Source organism: Labrenzia sp. ATLA3, assembly GCF_057180185.1.
Genome location: NZ_JBXUKV010000002.1, coordinates 468,905 through 488,158, shown reverse-complemented (window position 1 = coordinate 488,158; position 19,254 = coordinate 468,905). Strand labels below are relative to the sequence as shown.

Genomic DNA, 19,254 nt, shown 5'->3' with positions numbered 1-19,254 from the left:
TGTTCTGACGATACCCAGCGCGCACAGTTGAGTTGTTCGATTCGGTTTGCGCCGATTTTTCAAACATTTGGAGATTTCCTTGCCGCGCGCGACATTCTGCGAGTGGCCGACACTGGCCCTTGTTCTGGCCACCTCGTTGGCCTGGGTTTTGGTGATCGGGTTCTATTCCGAGCTTGGTCCTTTGGTGGTCTGCCCCTTGGGGGCGATCCTGGTCACTCTGCAATCCTCTTTGCAGCATGAGGTGCTGCACGGACACCCAACGCGCAGGCCAGGGCTCAACGAGGCCCTTGTCTACTGTTCCTTCGGCCTGTGCGTGCCGTATCGCCGCTTCAAGTCTCTTCACCTTCGCCATCACAACAACGACCGGCTGACGGACCCCTATGACGACCCGGAAAGCTTCTATCTTGCCTGGGCTGACTGGCAGAAGCTCCCGCGTCCGATCCAACTGGTGCTGACGATCAACAACACGCTGATCGGCAGGTTGCTGATCGGTCCGGCGGTTTCCGTGACCGGTTTCGTCGGGGCGGAAATCCGGATGATGCTGGCGGGGGACAGGGCGGTCATGCGAGCCTGGGCGCATCATGCCGCCGGTCTGCTGCCGGTGGTCTCCTTTGTCACTCTGGTCGGCGGCATGCCGCTCTGGCTTTACGTCCTTGGTGTCGCCTATCCGGGGATGAGCCTCTTGATGCTGCGCACCTATGCGGAGCACCGGGCGCATGAGAAGGCGGAAGCGCGATCCATCATCGTCGAGTTCTGCCCGGTGTTCTCGCTTCTGTTTTTGAACAATAATCTCCATGTCGTTCACCATGCCAACCCGCGTGCGCCCTGGTATCGTCTGCCGTCGCTTTATCGGGCTGCGCGAACCCAATGGCACGAGCGGAACGGCGGCTATGTCTTTTCCAGCTACTTCCAGTTGGCCAGACAATATCTTTTCAAGGTGAAGGAGCCCGTCGTGCACCCGATCAAACACAAGGAAACAAGCGCCTTTCCCGTCGCGGAAAAGGCGGTGTCTTGAGCGGGCGTTCTTTTCTCGCCGTCCGGCTGCCGATGTATGACTGGCCGGAAGTGCGCGACGCGACGCGGGCTCTTGAAGGTGCGCTTCAGAACGCGCTTTGCCGTGCATTGAATCTGACCGAGCACAACATCCGGCCCTGGCCAGAAGGGAGGAGCCTTGTGGAGGCCTGGACAGATCCGGATCTTCTCCTGTCGCAAACCTGCGGCTACCCGTTGACCCATGCGCTTTCAGGCAAGGTCAGGCTGGTTGGGACGCCGCATTATGATGCCGAAGGATGTGATGGCCCGCGCTATTGCAGCCAGCTTATCGTCAAGCGCGACAGCGCACATCAGACCCTGGAAGACTTGCGCGGAAAGCGGGCGGTCTTCAACGGTCCGGACAGTCAGTCGGGCATGAACGCCTTTCGTCATGCGGTGGCGCAGATTGAAAACGGCGGGTGCTTCTTTTCAGATGTGAGTGAGAGCGGCAGCCATCTGGCATCGTTGAAGGCTGTTGCAGACGGCAAGGCCGACATTGCCTCCATTGACGCAATCTGCTGGGATCTGTCTTGCCGGGAGGTGCCAGAATTGGCAGCGCAAGTTCGCCCGCTAGCACGAACCGCATCCGCACCGGGATTGCCGCTGATCACGTCCCGCCGCTTCAGCGATGCGGAACACGGCCGTATTGCCGAGGCCGTTGCCGAGGTGTTCACCGCACCTGAAACGCAAAAAAGCCGCGAACGCCTTGGCATTCACGGCTTTTCAAAACTGTCTGCGGACGATTATTCGGTGATCTTGCACATGGAAGCCGAGGCAACCGAACGCGGCTATCCCGAGCTGGCTTGACGCTGGTTTCCGATACCTGGGACCGATGCCTGATTGCCGGCCTTTGGCCGACAAACGACACTCAATCCGATCGTCAGATCAGCGTGTCTTCGGCTTCTGGGCTTCGCGCTGTTGCAGGGCCCGGTTCATGCGAGCCAGTTCTGCCGGGGAGAGTCCATGGACGACACCCATGAGAGTAGCGCCGAGGGCTTGTGCGAGATAGGTCATGGCGTTGCCAATCCTGAGTTGGTTCGGTTGTATCAAGAAAGCGCGGGCCACTGCCTGAAGACGAGGCCGCTTGCCTGCTGTATGGGCGGGTCTTGCAGTTCAATCAATCGAATAGTATTCATCCATTCGTTCAAAAAAATTGATCTGAAGCACCGGAATACCAACGCTATGGAAAAGCTGCCCGGCAGCGGCATGCCACTTATCGATCTGGACCTTTACCGGACCTTTCTGGTGATTGCGGAAACGTCAAGTTTTTCAAAGGCTTCCGATCTTGTAGGGCGCACGCCTTCGGCAGTGTCAATGCAGATCAAAAAACTTGAAACGATGCTCGGTGTCGCGGTTTTTGCACGCGAAGGGCGCACAGTACGTATGACTCCGGAGGGCGAGGCTTTGCTGGGATATGCCCGGCGAATCCTGATGCTGAACGAGGAAGCTGTCTCCCTGTTTCTATCTCCAGAGGTGGAAGGTGAGGTGCGGTTCGGGGCGCCGTCGGATTTCGGCACAAGGTTTCTGCCCAACATCCTGTCGCGCTTTGCGCGCTCCCACCCCGGTGTGAATGTGGATGTGCATCTGGAAGGCAGTCCGATGCTGGATGAGAAGGTGAAAAAAGGAGAGCTGGACCTGGCGCTCTTTACCGCCCGTCCAGGCACTGCGCTGGCGCGGGGCGGGGAAATCGTCTTTACCGAGCCTCTGGTCTGGGTGGGGCTGGAAGGCGGAATCGCTTATGAGCGCGATCCGCTGCCGCTTGCCGTTTCCACGCCCGGGTGCCCCTGGCGCAGGGCCGCACGGGTTGCGCTGGACGATGCCCAGAAGCCCTATCGTGTGTCCTACACAAGCTTTCACAGCGCCGGTCAGGAAGCCGCGCTGCTGGCAGACCTTGCGGTAGCTCCCTTTCCGGCAAGCGTTGTTGAAGCCCCCTTGATGGCGCTGGACGAACGGCATGGCCTGCCGGAGATCGGCGACTACCACATCCTGATGGCCGAACGAGCCCACGCGGGAAAGGCTACGCACGCTTTTGCCAAGCATGTCGCCGATAGCTTCAAGGATCTCAGCCACGGCGTCTCTGCCTGACGGTCGTCGCGTGCGTTAACCATAAATGCCGTTTTACGGGACAAACCCGCAGAAGCTCTGGCGCAAAAGTTAACGAGCGGTTACGATTCATGGTAAATGAAGCGTTAACAGCGAGACGTGTCATGCATTCTTTCTGCAAAACCCTGCTGGCTGCGGCCGGCATGAGCATCGCCCTTGGGGCCGCGGCACAGGCCGAAAGCGGCACGACGCGCATTGTCCATGACGAACCCTACGGTGCCATCGTCACCAAGGAAGCCGGTGTGCTGGTCTTCCGCGGCCTGCCGCCGACCCGCAAGGTGATCGTCAATCCGGGCGGCAAGACGCCGCTGGAACTGAAGCAGACCGAAGTGACCGAAACCAACGTGATGATGTTCGCCAACCAGAGCGACTACGCGCGGGCGCTCGGTGCGAAAATCATTCGGCTGAAGTAAACGTCGAGAGCCGGTCTGTGAGTGTGGTCTGTTAGGCTCGTCCCGTCGGTTTGCCGCTGCCACACGGCAGGTCTGCGCCATCCCCTGAGAGCCTCATCCTGAAGAGGGCTGGAAGCCCGAATCCAAGGATGGCCAATTGAACGGGCGTTTGCCGCCCATCCTTCGATATGGCGCAATGCGCCTCCACGCGATGAGATCGTGAGGACGAGGCTCAGGACGTCTCGGGCAATGTTGGATTGTCCCAAGTACGCAAATCATTGACAGACTTCAGCCTGTGTTCCGGCAGGATGTACACCGGGGCGGAGTGAGGCAGGGCAGGGTTGCCCGGCCAGACCAAGCGCTCACATGCGCATGCGTTCGGCTTTCGGGTCGAACAGCGGCTCGCTGATGATCGTGGCCTTGCGGCGTTCGCCGAGGATTTCGATCTCGAAAGCACCTTCCTGTGTGTTTGTTGCCAGGTCCGCCGGAATGTAGCCTTGGGCAAGGGATTTGCGCAGGTAGTGGGCATAGCCGCCGGAAGTCACCCAGCCGATTACCTTGCCGTCGTGCCAGACGGGCTCATCGCCCATGACGTCGGCGTCCGACGCGTCGACCACGAAGCTGACGCGCAGGCGCTTCGGTCCTTCGTCGAATTCCTTCTGGGCCGCGTCCTTGCCGATGAAAGCCCCCTTGGACAGCTTCACGAAGCGGCCGAGATCGGCTTCGAAAGGACCATAGATCGGGCGGAATTCGCGGAACCAGGTGCCGAAGTTCTTTTCCAGCCTGAGGCAGAGCAGGGCGCGCATGCCGAAGTTGACGATGTTGAATTCGGCCCCTGCCGTCATCACGGCATCATAGACCTGGCGCTGATACTCCGGTGCCATCCAGATCTCGTAGCCGAGGTCGCCCGTGTAGGTGATGCGGTTGACCTTGCAGGGCGCATTGGCGACGTCCATTTCGCGGAAGTCCATGAAGCGGAAGGCTTCGCCCGAGACATCCTCGCCGGTAACCTTCTCAAGAACCTTGCGCGAATTCGGCCCGGCGATGGAGAGACCAACCCAGCCGAGATTGATTGCGCGGATCGTCACCGAGCCATCCTCAGGCAGGTGTTTCTCGAACCAGCGCATGTGATAGATCTCGGCCTGGGACGAGCCCCACATGAAGAATTTTTGCGCGCTGGCCCGGGCGATGGTGAAGTCGCCGATCAGCTTGCCGTTCTCGTTCAACATTGGTGTCAGGATGAGGCGGCCGACCTTCGGCATGGTGTTGGTCATCATCAGCGACAGGAAGCTCTCCGCGCCTGGCCCGGTGATCTCGTATTTGGCGAAGTTGGCGGTTTCGGTCACGCCGACACTCTCGCGCACGGCCCGGCACTCGGTACCGATATGCTCAAAATCGTTGGAGCGGTGATAGGAAACGACGTCGCTGGCTTCCACGCCATCCGGAGCGAACCACAGCGGGGTTTCCAGGCCCCAGCTGTCGCCCATGACGGCGCCTTGCGCCAGCATCCTGTCGTAAAGCGGTGTGGTCTGGTGCGGGCGTCCTGCGGGCAGCTCCTCGTTCGGGAACCGGATCCGGAACCGGCGGCGGTAGTTCTCCTGCACCTTGGCATTGGTATAGGAGAGCGTTGCCCAGGTGCCATAGCGGGCAACATCCATGCCCCAGATGTCGTAGCCGGGGTCGCCGTTGATCATCCAGTTGGCCAGCGTCAGGCCGACACCGCCGCCCTGGCTGAACCCGGCCATGACACCACAGGCGACCCAGTAGTTCCGCAGGCCACGCACAGGGCCGACCAGCGGGTTGCCGTCCGGGGCGAAGGTGAAGGGGCCGTTGATGATCTGCTTGATGCCGGCTTTCTGCAGGGCTGGGAAATGCTCGAAGCCGACTTCCAGTTCAGGCGCGATCCGGTCGAGATCCGGCGCCAGCAGTTCATGGCCGAAGTTCCAGGGGGTCTGGCGCGGGCTCCACGGACGGCAGTTCTGCTCATAGGTGCCGAGCAGCACGCCCTTGCCTTCCTGGCGGGTGTAGATCTCGCCGCCGAAATCCAGCACGCCGATCAGTTCCTTGCCGGTGGCTTCGTTGTGGGACGTCACTTCCTCCATCTCGTCGGTCAGGAGGTACATGTGTTCCATGGCGAGCACCGGTAACTCCAAACCGACCATGCGCCCGCATTCGCGTGCCCACAGGCCACCGGCGTTGACCACATGTTCGGCATGGATGGTGCCCTGGTTGGTGATGACATCCCAGGTGCCGTCGGGCGTCTGCACCAGGTCTTCTACCTTGGTGTGGCGCAGCACGGTCGCGCCGTTGACGCGGGCGGCCTTGGCATAGGCATGGGTGGTGCCGGAGGGGTCGAGATGGCCTTCGATCGGGTCCCAGAGCGCTCCGATGAAGTGTTTCTCGTCCAGAAGCGGGAACATCTTCTTGGCTTCGGAAACGGAAATCAGCTCCAGATCCATGCCGAGATAGCGGCCTTTGGCCTGGGCCAGACGCAGGAAGTCCATGCGCTCGGGCGTGTCGGCCAGCATCACGCCGCCGGTGAGGTGCAGGCTGCAGGACTGGCCGGAAATTTCCTCCAGCTCCTTGTAGAGATCGACGGTGTAGCTCTGCAGCTGGGCAACGTTCGGGTCGCCGTTGAGGGTATGAAAACCGCCGGCCGCGTGCCAGGACGACCCGGAAGTCAGTTCGTCACGTTCGATCAGCGTCACGTCTTTCCAGCCGAGCTTGGTCAGGTGATACAGAACGCTGCAGCCGACAACGCCACCGCCAATGACAACAACCTGAGTGTGGGTATTCATGCAATCTGCTCCGGAAGCGCCTGCTCTTGCACGGCAGGCCGTGTTCAATCGTTGGACATGAAATGATCAGAAGTCGGTGGGGGCGCCGCCCTCGGCCTTTCGCCTTTCGACAAAGGCTGCGATTTCCTCATCGATGGCGGGATCGAGCGGCGGTGGCTCGTAGGCTTCCAGAGCCTTCTTGTAGAGCCTGTTCGCCTTGTCGTAGGCGGTCGGGCTGCCGGCCTCTGCCCAGGTCTCGTAGTTGCGCCAGTCGGAAACGATGGGGGCGTAGAAAGCGTCCTTGTAGCGGTCCTGGGTGTGCTGGGTGCCGAAGAAGTGGCCCGCAGGCCCGACCTCGCGGATCGCATCGACCGCGAGCGCGGCTTCGGAGACGTCAAGCGGCGTCAGGTATTCGGCGATCTTCTGCAGCAGGTCGATGTCGGTGATGAATTTCTCGAACCCGGCGCTCAATCCGCCTTCCAGCCAGCCGGCGGCATGTTTGATGATATGGGCACCGCCATTGATCGCGCCCCATTCCGACAAGGTGGTTTCCAGCGCCGCCTGATAGTCGACGGTGTTGGCCGCGCAAACACCTGACGAGCGGTAGGGAAGATGGTAGCGCCGGGCAAGCTGGCCGCCGACGATGGCCGCTTTCATATACTCCGGCGTGCCGAAGGCGGGCGCGCCGGATTTCATGTCGACGTTGGAGGTAAAGCCGCCATAGACCACTGGTGCGCCTGCCCGGACAAGCTGAGCGAAGGCGATCCCGACAAGAGCTTCTGCGTTCTGCAAGGTCAGTGCACCGGCCACTGTTACGGGCGCCATGGCTCCGGCGAGGGTGAAGGGCGTGACGATGGAGACCTGGCCGGCCCTGGCCATTTCGATCAGGCCCTGCAGCATCGGCGTGTCGAGCCGCAGCGGCGAGGAGGTGTTGATGACCGTTGCCACGCATGGGGTCTCGACGAATTCCTCCCGCGTGAGGCCATAGCCGATCCGGGTCAGCTCCAGTCCGTCGAGGTTGCGCTCCTTGCCGAGTGAATAGATGTGATAGACCTTGTCGGTGAGCCGCAGCATGTCGGCAACGCAGTCGAGATGGCGCACCGAGGCGTGGATATCGACCGGTTCGACCGGATAACCCATGATGCAGTGAATGATGTTGAAGAACTGCGACAGCTTCAGGAAGTTGCGGTAGTCCTCCTGGTTGCCAGGTCGGCGGCCATGGTCGCGGTCGACGGCGTTGGGCGCGCTGGCAACGCAGGAAAAGGCAAGGGCGTCGCCGCCCACGTGCAGATCATGTGCCCGGTTGCGGGCGCGGATCGTGAATTCGGCCGGCGCCTTTGAAACAAGCTCTTCCACCATCGCGCGGTCCATGCGCACACGGTCTGCACCCGGTGTGATGTCGGCACCGGCGTCTTTCAGGATCTGCCTGGCTTCCTCGTGCAGGAAGTCGATCCCGATCTCTTCCAGAACGCGCATGGATGCGTCGTGGATCGCCTCCAGTTCATCAGCGGAAACGGCCTCCAGTGGCTTGAAGATATGTCGGGGCTGCTTGAACGGCTTTTGCGGGAAGAGATCCGGTCCGGCCTTGTCGCCACCCCTGCGCCGCCGCCCACGCCGTGCCGGGGTCGTCTCGGCAAGCGGGGCCGTTTCGATGTCATGCGTCATGTCGTCCGCCCATGTTCCTGAAAGCCGGAGTGCGGTCCGGTGCCATTCCATCCGACGTTACTTGAGACGGCGCTTTCGGCGGGCGGTCTCAGAACGACGGCCAGTGCTACAACTCCGACATCGGCGTCCGGTGTCTGGCTCATCAGCCCTTGCGGATCAAACGGGGCTTGACGGAAAGGGCCTTCACGGCGATCAGAACAAGGAGATTTTTTGAAGGGACCCCTTCGTGCACCTGTCGCTGTCGGATACAGACCTTCTGGCCTATTTGAAAACGCTGCTGCCGGTGAAGGACTGGGCGGCAGCGCGGCTGCGGCCGTTGCCAGTTGCCTATACCTCTCGGTTCTGGCGCCTCGACACGCCGGGGCGAAGCTACGTCATCAAGGAGTTTTTTCCCGAAAACGAGGACAACCCGCTTTATCCGACCTTGCCGCGTCAGGAGGCCGATGCCCTTGCCGTGTTGTTCCGCCATCGCCTTTCGCCGGAACTGGAAGCTTTTACCAGCAGCCCGGCGAATACGCCGCTCTTGATCTATGGCTATCCGACCCCGATCGACAATGAGATCGATGTCGGCGAGGCGGCTGAACTGATTGGGCGGTTTGCCGCGTTAGGCGAACCGATTGCGGGACACCAGACCTTTCCGGCCGGGTATCATGAAGTGCTGGCGCGGGGCGATGCCATGCTGGCGCTCATTCCCGACAGCCGCAAGGCAGCCAACCTGAAACGCCTGCGCCCTGCCGACACCGCGGTCGAAAAACGCGAGATCAAGCGGTCGCTCGTTCATCGCAGTTTTTGTCTCGGCACGATCCTGGCAACAGGAGACGGTGCGCGGCTGATCGACTGGCAATTTGCCGGTCTTGGCGATCCCGTGGAGGATATCGCCTGTTTCGTCTCACCCGGTCTTGCAACGCTCTATGGCCTTCATCCGCTGGTTGCCCATGCAGAAGAAATGTTTCTGATGCGCTACCCGGTTCAGGAGACGGTCAAGCATTTCCTGAAGGAACGTAGCGCCTATCACTGGTGCCTGGCGGCCTATTGCCTGTTCCGGCATGAAACCCTGATGCATTCCAACGCTCCGGCTGCACGCGCCTATGGTCGTGCGCTGGAAGAGGAAGTCGACCTGCTGTTGCGTTTGCGCGGACGATGACGGGCGTTCGCAGCGCTTGTAATCAATCTGTCATGGGAGAGCGCTAACGGGAGGCATGTCCATCCAGCTTGCTTCCGTTTCCAAGTCCTTCGGTGCGCATAAGGCGCTGAACAATGTGTCGCTTTCCATTGAGGACGGCACGTTCTTTGTCGTGCTTGGCCCCTCCGGGTGCGGCAAGTCGACCTTGCTGCGTGCCATTGCCGGACTGGAGCCTGTCGATGCGGGTGAGATCACGCTCGGTGGGCAGGCTGTTGCCGGCAAGGGCCTGCATCTGCCACCCGAGCAGCGCCAGGTGGGGGTGGTGTTTCAGTCCTATGCGCTGTGGCCGCATATGAATGTTGCGGGCAATGTCGCCTTTCCGCTGGAGACGGCAGGCGGAAAGCGGGGCGCGGTGGCCGCCCGTGTGGCGGAGTGTCTGGAAACGGTTGCCCTGACACCTTACGGCCAGCGTAAACCGGCGGAACTTTCCGGCGGACAACGCCAGCGGGTGGCGCTGGCACGGTGCCTTGCACAAGATGCGCGTACCGTTTTGATGGACGAACCACTCGCCAATCTCGACCCGCATCTGCGCAGCGCGATGGAAGAGGAACTGGCGGCCTTCCACAGGGCGAGCGGCGCGACAACCCTGTTCATCACCCACGATCAACGCGAGGCGATGGCCCTTGCCGACAAGGTGGCCGTGATGTGGGACGGGAGCATCCTGCAGGTGGCGGACCCCGACACGCTTTACCGCCGGCCGAATTCGAAAAAGGTCGCCGGTTTCATCGGCCGCAGCACGCTGATACCCGTGGACGTCACACAGGTGGAAGGCGGTGAGGCACATGTGCGCTTCGGCAGGATTTCCGCGGTCATCGATTGCCCGCATCACCTGTTGCCTGGTTCCGCAACACTGCTGCTTCGGCCGGAGCATCTGGTGCTGGCGACGGGGGCGTCCGGCTTCAAGGCAACGGTTGAGCGAACGATCTACCGGGGCGGGTATTGGGAGGTCTTTGTCCGTCTCGATGGTCTTTCACAGCCTCTTCTCATGATGCTCCCCCGCAAGGCGGAGCCGGGCGAGGTTCTTCGGCTTGCGATCCTGCGGGGCTGGGTGCTGCCGGAGTGAGTCTTGTTCGTTGTCGTCCTCCCGGCCCGGTCTTGGCGATGCCAAACCGGGATGACGAGAGGTTGAAACGCGCTCAATCTTTCCAGGGGATTGTTCCGACGGGCACCCGCTTCGCAAGGGCGTTCATTGCCAGCATGATGAAAATCGTTGCCGCCACGACGATTACCGACATCGCGGCGGCTAAGGTGGTGTAGCCGCCGTCCTCATAGTTGAAGATTGTGGTGCCGATGGTTTCGTTGCCTGTGGACCAGAGCAGGGCGGAGACCGTGACTTCGTTGTACGCGGTCAGGAACACGAGGATGGCTCCGGAGGCCGCTGCCGGAGCTGCGAGCGGGGTGAAGATCCGCGTCATGCGCCGGAAGAAACCGGCCCCGGCCACCCGCGCAGCATCCTCCAGCGAACCGTCCATCTGCAGGAAGGCGGCCGTGACCGGTTTGAGGCCGACGGCCAGGAAGACGGAGATATAGGCCAGCAGAATGATCCAGAGCGTGCCGTAGAGCGAGATATTCAGGACCGGCAAAGGTCGGATAAACGCCAGGATGAATGCAATCGACATCACCAGGCCGGGAACCGCAAACGCGATTTCCGATTGTGTGAGTGCAAGGTTTGCCCAGTTCCGATGGGCCCGTTTCCGATGGGCGAGGAAATAGGCCAGGAACAGGCTGACGCAGGCAATGGCAAGTGCGGCCGATGCGGCGATGATCGTGGAGTTGGCGAAGGCGCGCAGGGTAACCGACTGGCGCCAGAGCACTTCGGTGAAGTTTTCGAATGTGAAGGTTTCGGCCGAAAGCGGCAGGCCGTAGGTGCGCACCAGGGACGTTGCCAGCAGCGAGGCCGTCGGCAGCAGCAGCACGAAGGCGACGAACAGCCAGAGCGCAACTTCGACAAGGGGACGCTTGCCGCCAAGCGAAATCGCCAGCGGGTCCTGCGGCAGGCCGATAAGGCTGGTGCGCATGCGCCGCTGCAGGACGCCTTGCAAAAGAATGGCTGCGAGGGCAACGGTTGAGAGAATGACCGAAATCACCGCCACATTGGGCAGCACGTCCGGCCCGAAGCTTGCCAGCCTGCGCCAGACCAGAACGGGCAAGGTGGTGTAGCGCGCCGGAATGCCGATCAGCGCGTTGATGCCGAAGTTGCCGAGCGCGGCCACAAAAGCCAGAGCGAACCCGGCCAGCAGCGAGGGGGCCAGAAGCGGCAGGGTGATCCGGCGCAGCATCAACAGGCTCCCGGCGCCGGAAACACGAGCTGCGTCCGACAGTTCGCGCGGGAAAGACCGGAGCGCTGCGCGCACCAGCAGGAACACCAGCGGGCTGTGTTGCAGGGTCAGCAGCAGGACAAGGCCTTCGCGGGAATAAAGCGGATGCGTGGAGCCGAGTTCCGGTGCCAGCCCGAGCCATCGCAGCACCGGGCTGCCCGGGCCAAGTGCCTGGATCCAGGCAATTGCCGTGACATGCGGCGGGATCATCATCGGCAGCAGGATCAGAAAGACCAGTAGCCCCTTGGCACGTATGTCGGTGAGGCCGATGAGCAGAGCGAGCAGGGTGCCGAGCACGGTTGCGGCAACTGCAGACCAGAAGCTGCTCTCGATTGAGTGCCACAAGGCGCGCAAGACTGACCGGCTTTGCAGCGCCTCCAAAAGCGGGCCGACGTTCAGGCCGTGCTCGCTCGTCAGTCCGGTCTTGAACAAGAGCAGCAACGGCAGGCCGCAGATCAGCGTTGCGCCGAGAACGAGTGCGAGGAGGGTGGTCTTTTCGGAAAGCTTTGATAGCTGCACAGGGATTTACCGTTGCTTCCCGCCGTCATTCCGAACAAGCGAGACGCAGTCGAACGCTGATCCGGAATCCAGACACACTTCGCGCTGGAGGCGCGGCCAAATTCCAAACGGAAAATTATTCGCTTTGCTCATGCTGATTTCTGGATTCCGGATCAGCAGGCAGCAGAGCTGCATTTGTCCGGAATGACGTGAAAAGAATGGAAGGCCGCGCGGGAAACGAGTACCGCGCAGCCGAACTTGTTTTGCGTAGACAGCCTTATCCGCCGAAGATCTCGGAGAACTTCATCTTGTTGGCCTGGTCCTGTTTCAGGGCTTCGGCCGGATCGAACTTCATGAGCTTGATCTGGTCGCGGGCCGGGAAGCCTTCCGGGGCCGGGACGCCCGGGTGGGCCGGCAGATAGCCTTGAGAGGCAGCAAGCTTCTGACCGTCTTCGGAGATCAGGAAGTCGACGAATGCCTTGGCCGCATCCGGGTTCTGCGCGGTGGAGAGGATCGCGACCGGTTCGGTGACGGCGGAAACGCCTTCTTCCGGGAAGACAAACTCAACCGGGGCACCTTTTACCTTTTCACGGATCGGCAGAAAGTCGACGACGAAGCCGTAGAGTTTCTCGCCGCCGGCAATCGCCTTGTAGACACCGCCGTTGCCGCCCTGCGGGTTAGCGCCCTGGTCCGCGAGGCCTTCATAATAGGTCCAGCCGAGGTCCGGGTTGGAGGTCAGCGCGGTCATGTGGATGGTCGCGGCGCCGGAGGTCAGCGGCGACGGCATGGCCAGCTTATCCTTGGCTTCCGGCTTCAACAGGTCCTTGTAGGACGTCGGCTTCATCGGCGCATTGGTGTTGTACATGATGCCGGTGGTGATCAGCTTGGTGGAGAAGTAGGTCTTGTCCTTGTCCATGATCGCCGGATCGTAGGCGGAAACATCAGCCGCCTCATGGGCCATCAGGCGGCCTTCCTGCTTCAGACTTTCCATGGTCACCATATCAGCGATCAGCAGCACGTCCGGCTTCGGTGCACCGGCTTCGAATTCGGCCAGCAGCTTCGCCATGATCTTGGTGGTGCCATCGCGCACCCATTCGACTTCAACACCCGGATGGGCCGCGGTGAAGGCATCGACGGTCGCCTGCGCGTCGGCGTTCGGCTGCGAGGTGTAGAGCACGAGCTTGCCGGTAACATCTTCGGCGTAGGCAGAGGCGGATGCCGCGGCCAGAAGACCGGCTGCAATCAGAAGCTTTTTCATGTGACAGATCCTTTGCACAGAGCAGCAAAAGGGTTGCGGATGAAGATCGCCTATCAGCTCTACATGACAGTTTTATTCGGCCAGCCGCTATTTTTATGGGTAAATTAGCCGGCTAAATTTAGCCCGCCGTGTGCTGCGTGGCTACCGATGCCCTGTTGGTGAGGCCGGCAGCCGGTTGCTTTCAAGGTCAGGTGTAGCTCGCGCAGGTGCCTTCCGACACAAGATCCAGCCCCTGGGTTTTGCCGGCAAGTGCTGCCGGAAGGCTGGTGACAGGTTCGAGATAGAGCGCGTAGGTGGAGTGATGGACCGGCAGCACCTTGCCCGGCCGGAGCCGATCCACGAAGACGGCGGCATGACCGGCGCCCATGCTGATCTGCCCAAGAGGTCCTGAAGTGCCGACGCCGCCAAGATGGGGAATGAACACGTCCGGTGACCCGAAGCCTTCGAGCGCGTCGAGCACATTTGGCGTCGGGAAAGTGTCGCCGGTCCAATAGACCGACTTTGCCCAGTCGCCCTTTCGTATCTCCAGCCAGTAACCGTTGCCGGGACCAAGCAGGGCGGCAATCTCAGGATTTTCCGAATGTTCGGCAGGCAGAGCGGTCAGTGTGAGGGTGACGTCACCCCTGGTGATCATGTGAGGTTTCAGCCAGTCGGCCACCTGAACCTGCGTGAAGCCTTTTGCGGCAAGGCGTTCCCGGTCATGAGAGGGAACGAGAAACGGCATGTCCGGGGCAATTGCGCTTTCCGCCTTCTGGTCGAAATGATCTTCGTGCAAGTGGGACAGGACAACTTGATCCACCCTGGAAAGATCGACACCGCGAAACGGGGTCAGCCGTTCGTGCGGCACCACATCGGGTCCCTTGGCGAGATCGAACATCTTGTTGGGATCTCCCATGCGGAACGCCTGCTTACCTACGCCAAAGGCCGGGTCGGTCAGGAGGGTGAGGTCACCGCATTCGATCAGCATGGTTGCACCGCCAAGCCAGGTGATGTCGAGCCGGGGAGACTTTGTTGTGGTCTGTGCGGGGGCGGCCGAAACTACGGTAAAGATTGCCGGAGCAGCCAGCGTCATGGTGCAAGCTGATTTCAGAAAACTGCGCCGTTTCATGGGATTGCCTCTTGGTGCCGTTGATGGTGCACAGGAGGTAGACCGATACTATTATTCAGTGTAGCTGTTTAAACGTGAACACTCTGGCTGAAATTATCGCTCAATGACAACGCTTGCACATCTGGAAACCTTTGTCGAAGTCGCCAGTCTTGGCAGTTTTGCCGCTGCCGCGCGTCAGCTTGATCTGCCGAGGTCGACGGTCACGGCTCGTATCAAGACATTGGAGGAGGAGCTGGGTGTTGCCTTGTTCCGGCGCACGACCAGGCAGGTGCGGCTGACGGTGGAGGGCGAGGCCTACCGGGAAAAGGTTCAGCCGGCTTTGCGGGCTCTGGAGGAGGCTGGCGAACAGCTGAAGTCGGCGCAGGCACCGCAAGGGATCGTGCGTGTGTCCGTGCCGGTCGACCTGCCGCTGGATGTTCTGGCAGAGGCGATGGCCAGCTTCAACGAACGGTTTCCGGACGTTCAGATTGACGTGCATGTCAGTGATCGCCCTGTGGATCTGACCGCAGAGCGGTTCGACTTCGCCCTTCGCGGAAACCGGGTTGCATCGGAGAGTGTCATCGTCCGAAAGATTGCGTCCAGTCCCATGGTCCTTGTCGCCTGTCCGGATCTGTTGGAAGGGGCGACGTTCGACGACTTGCTGACGTCAGGACGGGTGATCGATCCTGCAGAAATTCTGATGCAGGCAGGCAAAGAGGGGGGCGTGCCTCTTTACAGGACGCGAAACCTGCAGCTTGCGCGAGCCCTTGTATTGAAAGGCAGTGTGGCGGGTATCTTGCCGAAATCGATGTGTGTCGAATCCCTGGCGGATGGGCATATCAGGAAGGCTCCGTGTCCGGTCGATCTGCCGGAGCTGCCGCTCTTTGCGGTCCTGCCGTCACGACGGTTCATCCCCAAGCGCGTTCGACTGCTGGTGGATCATCTGGCAAGTGCTTTCGGCTGATCGGATTTTACGCGATCTTGCCCCATCCAGACATTGCCGTTCAGCAGCTTGTCGGCTATCACCGCCCCACCAGACATTAATCGATTTATGAAAGGCATGTTCATGAGCTCAAACGGCGCGGCCGCGGAAATCGGCCTGATCGGTCTCGGTACCATGGGCGGCAACCTGGCGCTCAATATCGCCGAACATGGCTTTCAGATCGCGGTGTTCAACCGGACCACGGAAAAGACCGACCAGTTCATTGCAAAGGCCGGGGAACTCGCGCCGAAACTGGTGCCGACCAAGACGCTGGAAGAGTTTGTAGCTGCCATCAAGACCCCGCGTGCCGTCATCCTGATGGTGCCGGCTGGCGACGCGGTCGATGCGCAGATCGAGGCCCTGCGGCCGCTGCTCGATGCCGGCGATCTCATCATCGATGCGGGCAATGCCAATTACCACGACACCAACCGCCGGGCGGCGGATGCTGCCGAGAAGGGCCCGCGCTTCATGGGCATCGGCGTATCCGGCGGTGAAGAAGGCGCGCGCTTTGGTCCGTCCATCATGGGCGGCGGCGCGAAAGACGCCTGGGACCAGGTCGGACACATTCTGGAAGCAATCTCCGCCAAGCACGAGGACACGCCCTGCGCGGCTTATCTCGGCGAAGCGGGTGCAGGCCATCTGGTAAAGACCGTCCACAACGGCATCGAATATGCCGACATGCAGATGATTGCCGAGGTGTACGGTGTCATGCGCGACGGGTTCGGCATGTCGTCGTCGGAGATCGGGGATGTCTTCGAGAAGTGGAACGGCGGCATCCTGCAGTCCTACCTGATCGAGATTTCCGGAAAGGTTGCCAAGACGGCGGATCCGGAGACCGGCAAACCGATGCTCGACATCATCCTGGACAAGGCGGGCCAGAAGGGCACCGGCCGCTGGACGGCTATCGAGGCCCTGATGCTGGGCACCCCGGCAAGCGCCATCGAGGCGGCGGTTGCCGCGCGCAACATGTCCGCGCGGTATGCTGAACGCGAGGAAGGCGAAGCCGAATTTGGTGCGGCACCGAGCGGCATGGACCGGGAGGCGGTGACGATCGATGCTCTGGAAGCTGCGCTCGTTGCCGGCAAGATCATCTGTTACGCGCAGGGTTTCGGCCTAATCCTGGAAGCGGCCAAACAATATGGCTGGGCAATGCCTCTGCCGGAAATCGCCAGGATCTGGCGCAACGGCTGCATCATCCGCTCTTCCATGCTGAACGACATGGCGTCTGCACTTTCCGACAATGCCGAACGCAACCTGATGCTGGCGCCGTTCTTCTCGGAAAAGCTGAAGCAAACCGAAGCAATGCTGCGCCAGGTTGTTGCCCAGTCCGCGTTGCACGGCTTGCCGGTGCCGGCGCTTTCGGCAGCGCTGTCCTATTTCGACATCATGCGCACCGGCCGGTCCACCGCCAATATGCTCCAGGGTCAACGCGATTTCTTCGGAGCCCATGGTTTCGAGCGCACCGACAAGGCCGGTGGTGGATACCATGGCCCCTGGGCGATGGGCTGACGTTCATCAGAAATTGTGTGCCCGGGCTTACGCCTGGGCGTCCTTTCGGAGAAGTGCACCTTGCACCGCGCTTTTCCGGAATGACGGCGCACTGATATGCGCCGTCCGGCCGTGGTGTCTTCGCGGCTACTGCGCTAGCCCCAGCTTTGCCATGTTGGCGATCGATGCCGGCAGGCCGGAGTGGTCGCGCAGTTCGATGATCAGGCGCGGGTCGCTGTCGAGTTTGGACAGCGCATCGAACACTGAGTGCCAGTTGATGGTGCCCTGCCCAAGCGTCCAGTGGCGGTCGGCGTAGCCATCCGCGTCCTGCAGGTGAATGTGGCGCAGACGGTTGCTGGCGGCCTTGACGTATTGATCGACCGGCGGGGCGCCGGTCGTGCCGTGGGCATAATGCGCGTGGCCAGTGTCGATCGAGATTTTCACCGCATCCGAGCCGAAGCTCTCGGCCAGGACTATCCGGGCATAGGGGTCCTTGTCCTCGATATTCTCGATAACGAGTTCGCAGCCGATGTCTTCGGCGCGCTTGACGGCGTCCGCCATGGTCAGGTGGCAGAGCTCTATCTTGCGCTGCCGGGCATTTTCATAATTGTCGAGGTTGTTGTAGTCCCAGGTCGTATAGGGGCTGTGCACCACCATGTGGGTGCCGCCCAGGGCTTCACAGACTTCCAGCCCCTGCAACAGGCGTTTGCGCACGATCTCGCGCACATCCACATCCATGCTGTCCACGGTGAAGCCGAAGAAAGGGCCATGAATGCCCACACGGCCCTGATGGCCATCCAGCAGCTTCCTGGCCTTTTCGACAATCGGCTTCCAGTCGCCGTTGAGGACTTCCGCTGGCCAGAAGTCCTGTAACTCCAGATCCCGCGGTTTTTCCAGCATCAGCTTGCGGTGTGTTTCCAGTGTGTCGACTGTCAGCGCGGCACCGAGAATGGGGAGGTCGGTCATCAAACACCTTTTGAAGAAGACGAAACGGTTGCCGCCTGAATAGAGCCCGATCCTTGACACTATTGCGACGGCGGCCGGATCAAATGTCAGTATCCACGGTCCCGGTCGACTGCCGGGGGAATTGTGCCGTCTTCAAAATACCGGCCGATATTGCCGGCAACGATCCCGGAGGCGGTGCTGATGATGGTCGGCGCGGAAATATGCGGCAGTACGGTGACTTTCGCATGGTCCCAAAGCCGACTAGAGGGCGGCAAGGGCTCTACATCGAAGACGTCGAGAACGGCGTGGCCGAGCGGGCCCTGATCCAGTGCGTCGAGGAGAGCGGCCTTGTCGATAATCGGGCCACGGGCGAAGTTGATGATGGAAGAGCCCTTTTTGCAGGCGCTTAGTTCGTCCCGACCGAGCAAGCCACGGGTCTCATCTGTCAGCGGCATCAGCAGTACGATAAAATCCGATTTGCCGAGAACTTCCAGAAGCCCGTCTCGGCCATGGCGGCATGCAATACCGTCAATCGACTTTTCGGTTCGGCTCCAGCCTATCACGTTGAAGCTGTTGGCTTTCATCCGCAAGGCGGCCGCTGCGCCGAGCTTGCCAAGACCCAGGATGCCGACCGTGCGCTCCTGGGGACGCTTGAGTTCATGATCCTGCCAGATCTTCTGCCGCTGCTGGGCGACATATCGGGGCATGCCCCTGTGCAGGTAAAGCGTCCAGGCGAGAACTGCTTCCGACATGGTTTCCGCCATTTGCGGATCGGTCAGGCGGACGATCTTCGGGCCGTCCGCAGGAAGTTCGCCCATCAGGCGCTCCACGCCGGCCCACAGGCTTTGCACCCAGACCAGATTGGGAAGAGCTGCCACATTGGCGGGATCGGGATTGGCGACAATGGCAACCCGCGCAGCGGTGCGTTCGTCGTCCGTCAGGTCCTCGAACGGCTTGACGTCGGCGATGCCGTCAAGTGCCTGCGGCAGGGCCTCGCGCCAGGCCTGGCGCTCATCGGGACTGGCGGAAGACACGAAAGGAACAACCGGCCTCATGCGGCAAAAACCCCGGCTTCATCTGCAAAGCCTTTTATTTCGATGGGGTTGCCGGAAGGGTCTCTGAAAAACATGGTGCTCTGCTCGCCGGGCTGGCCCTCGAACCGGACGGTCGGGGCGATGACGAAGGCGAGGTTAGCGTCTGTCAGTTTTTGCGCAAGCGCCTTCCAGGTCTCCATGTCCAGCACCACCCCCAGATGCGGCATCGGCACCATGTGATCCCCAACCTTGCCTGTGTTGGACGTCTCGAAAGGTTTGCCGAGATGGAGCGAAACCTGGTGACCGAAGAAATTGAAATCGACCCAGGTGTCCGTGCTGCGACCCTCCTTGCAGCCCAGCAGGCCGCCGTAGAAAGCTCGGGCTTCGTCCAGATCGGTTACGTGATAGGCAAGATGGAAACAGGGTTGCATCAATCGGCTCCTTTGAAAACCTGTGTTGAGTAGCAGATCCTGTCCAAAACATTTAAGATGT

The 19,254-nt window shown here is 61.0% G+C and carries 17 protein-coding genes; 8 read left to right on the top strand and 9 right to left on the bottom strand.

The window, feature by feature from the left end; all coding sequences use genetic code 11:
- Nucleotides 1-79: 79 nt before the first annotated feature.
- On the top strand, nucleotides 80-1,015 hold the full coding sequence (locus AC2A6O_RS06730) for a fatty acid desaturase (RefSeq protein ID WP_498926242.1): 936 nt from the start codon (nucleotides 80-82) through the stop codon (nucleotides 1,013-1,015).
- Nucleotides 1,012-1,839 (top strand): phosphate/phosphite/phosphonate ABC transporter substrate-binding protein, encoded by an 828-nt coding sequence (locus tag AC2A6O_RS06725; RefSeq protein ID WP_498926241.1) that lies wholly within the window; start codon nucleotides 1,012-1,014, stop codon nucleotides 1,837-1,839. The genes AC2A6O_RS06730 and AC2A6O_RS06725 overlap by 4 nt, the downstream gene beginning before the upstream one ends.
- 78 nt (nucleotides 1,840-1,917) lie before the next feature.
- On the opposite strand, the gene AC2A6O_RS06720 is transcribed toward AC2A6O_RS06725, so the two are convergent.
- Nucleotides 1,918-2,046 (bottom strand): hypothetical protein, encoded by a 129-nt coding sequence (locus tag AC2A6O_RS06720; RefSeq protein ID WP_286192545.1) that lies wholly within the window; start codon nucleotides 2,044-2,046, stop codon nucleotides 1,918-1,920.
- A 168-nt stretch (nucleotides 2,047-2,214) separates the two neighbouring features.
- Between AC2A6O_RS06720 and AC2A6O_RS06715 the strand changes: the two genes are divergently transcribed.
- Both AC2A6O_RS06715 and AC2A6O_RS06710 read left to right on the top strand, forming a co-directional pair.
- Entirely contained in the window at nucleotides 2,215-3,117 is a 903-nt protein-coding gene (locus AC2A6O_RS06715; protein ID WP_498926240.1) for a LysR family transcriptional regulator, read from the top strand.
- Nucleotides 3,118-3,239: 122 nt separating this feature from the next.
- Complete coding sequence (locus tag AC2A6O_RS06710) at nucleotides 3,240-3,548, top strand: hypothetical protein (RefSeq protein ID WP_148582877.1); 309 nt, start codon at nucleotides 3,240-3,242, stop codon at nucleotides 3,546-3,548.
- Nucleotides 3,549-3,889: 341 nt separating this feature from the next.
- On the opposite strand, the gene AC2A6O_RS06705 is transcribed toward AC2A6O_RS06710, so the two are convergent.
- Entirely contained in the window at nucleotides 3,890-6,325 is a 2,436-nt protein-coding gene (locus AC2A6O_RS06705; protein WP_498926239.1) for a GcvT family protein, read from the bottom strand.
- 66 nt (nucleotides 6,326-6,391) lie between these two features.
- Nucleotides 6,392-7,969 carry a trimethylamine methyltransferase family protein gene (locus tag AC2A6O_RS06700; RefSeq protein WP_498926238.1) on the bottom strand — a complete coding sequence of 526 codons (1,578 nt, stop codon included), beginning with the start codon at nucleotides 7,967-7,969 and terminating at the stop codon, nucleotides 6,392-6,394.
- 226 nt (nucleotides 7,970-8,195) lie between these two features.
- Here AC2A6O_RS06700 and AC2A6O_RS06695 point away from each other — a divergent pair, with 226 nt between their 5' ends.
- Nucleotides 8,196-9,113, top strand: coding sequence for a phosphotransferase (locus AC2A6O_RS06695; RefSeq protein WP_498926237.1), 918 nt, complete (start codon nucleotides 8,196-8,198; stop codon nucleotides 9,111-9,113).
- A gap of 55 nt (nucleotides 9,114-9,168) precedes the next feature.
- A complete protein-coding gene (locus AC2A6O_RS06690; protein WP_498926236.1) occupies nucleotides 9,169-10,215 on the top strand; it encodes an ABC transporter ATP-binding protein in 1,047 nt (348 codons plus the stop codon).
- A 73-nt stretch (nucleotides 10,216-10,288) separates the two neighbouring features.
- Here AC2A6O_RS06690 and AC2A6O_RS06685 read toward each other — a convergent pair whose 3' ends face one another.
- The 3 genes from AC2A6O_RS06685 to AC2A6O_RS06675 all read right to left on the bottom strand — a co-directional run bounded on the left by AC2A6O_RS06685 (nucleotide 10,289) and on the right by AC2A6O_RS06675 (nucleotide 14,334).
- Nucleotides 10,289-11,989 (bottom strand): ABC transporter permease, encoded by a 1,701-nt coding sequence (locus AC2A6O_RS06685; RefSeq protein WP_498926235.1) that lies wholly within the window; start codon nucleotides 11,987-11,989, stop codon nucleotides 10,289-10,291.
- A gap of 256 nt (nucleotides 11,990-12,245) precedes the next feature.
- Nucleotides 12,246-13,226, bottom strand: a complete 981-nt coding sequence (locus tag AC2A6O_RS06680) for an ABC transporter substrate-binding protein (protein ID WP_498926234.1) — start codon at nucleotides 13,224-13,226, stop codon at nucleotides 12,246-12,248.
- 187 nt (nucleotides 13,227-13,413) lie between these two features.
- A complete protein-coding gene (locus AC2A6O_RS06675; protein WP_498926233.1) occupies nucleotides 13,414-14,334 on the bottom strand; it encodes an MBL fold metallo-hydrolase in 921 nt (306 codons plus the stop codon).
- Between the two features lie 103 nt (nucleotides 14,335-14,437).
- Between AC2A6O_RS06675 and AC2A6O_RS06670 the strand changes: the two genes are divergently transcribed.
- Nucleotides 14,438-15,277, top strand: a complete 840-nt coding sequence (locus AC2A6O_RS06670) for a LysR family transcriptional regulator (RefSeq protein ID WP_498926232.1) — start codon at nucleotides 14,438-14,440, stop codon at nucleotides 15,275-15,277.
- Between the two features lie 102 nt (nucleotides 15,278-15,379).
- The gene (gene gnd / locus AC2A6O_RS06665) at nucleotides 15,380-16,804 is read left to right on the top strand and encodes an NADP-dependent phosphogluconate dehydrogenase (protein WP_498926231.1); all 1,425 of its coding nucleotides are present in this window, start codon (nucleotides 15,380-15,382) and stop codon (nucleotides 16,802-16,804) included.
- A gap of 126 nt (nucleotides 16,805-16,930) precedes the next feature.
- Here the strand turns inward: gnd and AC2A6O_RS06660 are convergent, their stop codons facing one another.
- From AC2A6O_RS06660 to AC2A6O_RS06650, 3 genes are all read right to left on the bottom strand, one after another.
- Nucleotides 16,931-17,749, bottom strand: coding sequence for a sugar phosphate isomerase/epimerase family protein (locus AC2A6O_RS06660; protein WP_498926230.1), 819 nt, complete (start codon nucleotides 17,747-17,749; stop codon nucleotides 16,931-16,933).
- A gap of 86 nt (nucleotides 17,750-17,835) precedes the next feature.
- Entirely contained in the window at nucleotides 17,836-18,783 is a 948-nt protein-coding gene (locus AC2A6O_RS06655; RefSeq protein WP_498926229.1) for a 2-hydroxyacid dehydrogenase, read from the bottom strand.
- Complete coding sequence (locus AC2A6O_RS06650; protein ID WP_498926228.1) at nucleotides 18,780-19,193, bottom strand: VOC family protein; 414 nt, start codon at nucleotides 19,191-19,193, stop codon at nucleotides 18,780-18,782. Before AC2A6O_RS06650 ends, AC2A6O_RS06655 begins: the two co-directional genes overlap by 4 nt.
- Nucleotides 19,194-19,254: the final 61 nt, after the last annotated feature.